Here is a 1,430-nt window from a genome sequence, read left to right as displayed (position 1 = left end):
TTATTAGCCCACCGATGCTGATTGCAAGTGCAATCCAAACAAGTGAGCCCGGGATTTTTTTTAGAAATTCAAAAGGAACGTTGCTACTAAGCCCCCATAGCACAGGTATGAATGCAAACAGTGTCATAGCTGCCGAAAGCACTCTCGTACCCATTTCCTCGATAGTTCTTGAGAAGCGAAAGATATCTTCTTGGATACGTTGCGAGCTTCCCTCGATATCTTTACTTACCTTTTTCCAGTATGAAAAATAAGAAAAGGTCATCGCTTCCCGCCATTTAAATGTCCAAATACGAGCTGCATATCGTTCTGAAATCGCAGAGACTACGTAGGGCATCGCTATCCATAAAAAAACTTTCATCTGCGTATAGAAATCATTTAGTGTATGACGATCTATGTTTTGGCACATATCATAAAACGCGCGGTACCATTCGTTTATTCTCACATTTAAGGTAGTTTGATACCAATTAATCGCAATTAGAAAAAATATTCCAGAATATGCCCAAAATGCCCATTTTTTGTTTTTAAAAAATGAAGCAAACATCAATGCTCCTTTGGATTTAAAATCGCTGTAAATAGCCTATCACTTAGCATTTGCGCGGCTTTTTGCACATCCGCGCTTTTTACTGCGTTTATGCTTGCCGCATAGCTTTTTTCGTCATAGAGTGGATAGCCGTAAAGCTCGTGTGCAGTGATATTTCCAAGCCAAAAATCATTCGTCTGCGCAGCTCTTTTGGTTGATAGAATTTGCGCTTTTTTAAAATTTGAAAGCTCGCTATCTTTCGCACCGGAGCTTTCGATCTGTTTTAAAATTTCACTCACGCTTGCTGCAACGGCACGGGCATCTTTCGGTTCGGTAGAAAACGATACGTTCAAGCTCGCTGCGATTTGTGGCTCACGCACATAGGCGCTATGCACCATCGCCGAGTAAATTTGTCCGCGCGCCTCGCGGATTTGCTCGACGATGCGATTGCTTAGCACGCTTTTTAACGCTTGAAATTTATAAGTGTCTGAAAAGTCAAAATTTTGCAGCTCATAGTTTGAAAAAATCATCCGAACTTCGCTTTTATCACTATCGCCGTAGTCTTGCACAATCTCGCCGCTAGAAGTATTTAGCATCAAAGTTTTAGGCGTAGCGCTGCTTGTGCCGGGCTTTAGATTGCCGATATATTTGGCTAGAATTTGTTTCGCGCGCGCAGGCTCAAAATCGCCGCTAAGCACAAAGATAAAATCTCCAGCACCTGAAAAAATTTCATCCGCATCGCGCTGTAAATCGGCAAGATTTGCGCTCTTTACGTCATCTACGCTAAGCGGCTGCTTGCGAGCCGTATCTCCTGAATATAGAGATTTTAAAATTTGCTCGCCGAATTTAAATTCCGCCGTCTCGTCTCGTAGCGCAATCGCCGAAAGCGCGTCGGTTTTGTATTTTGTAA

Annotated in this window: 2 protein-coding genes; both read right to left on the bottom strand. The window is 42.6% G+C overall.

What is annotated here, in order from left to right; genetic code table 11:
* Positions 1-541 (bottom strand): SbmA/BacA-like family transporter (locus Q0236_RS08890; RefSeq protein WP_297916998.1); only part of this gene is annotated, 541 nt, incomplete at its 3' end.
* On the bottom strand, positions 541-1,430 hold an 890-nt coding region (locus Q0236_RS08885), incomplete at its 5' end, for an insulinase family protein (protein ID WP_297916996.1). The genes Q0236_RS08885 and Q0236_RS08890, both read right to left, overlap by 1 nt.

This window comes from uncultured Campylobacter sp., assembly GCF_938031315.1.
Lineage (GTDB): Bacteria > Campylobacterota > Campylobacteria > Campylobacterales > Campylobacteraceae > Campylobacter_B.
This window is presented reverse-complemented; position numbering and strand designations above follow the sequence as displayed.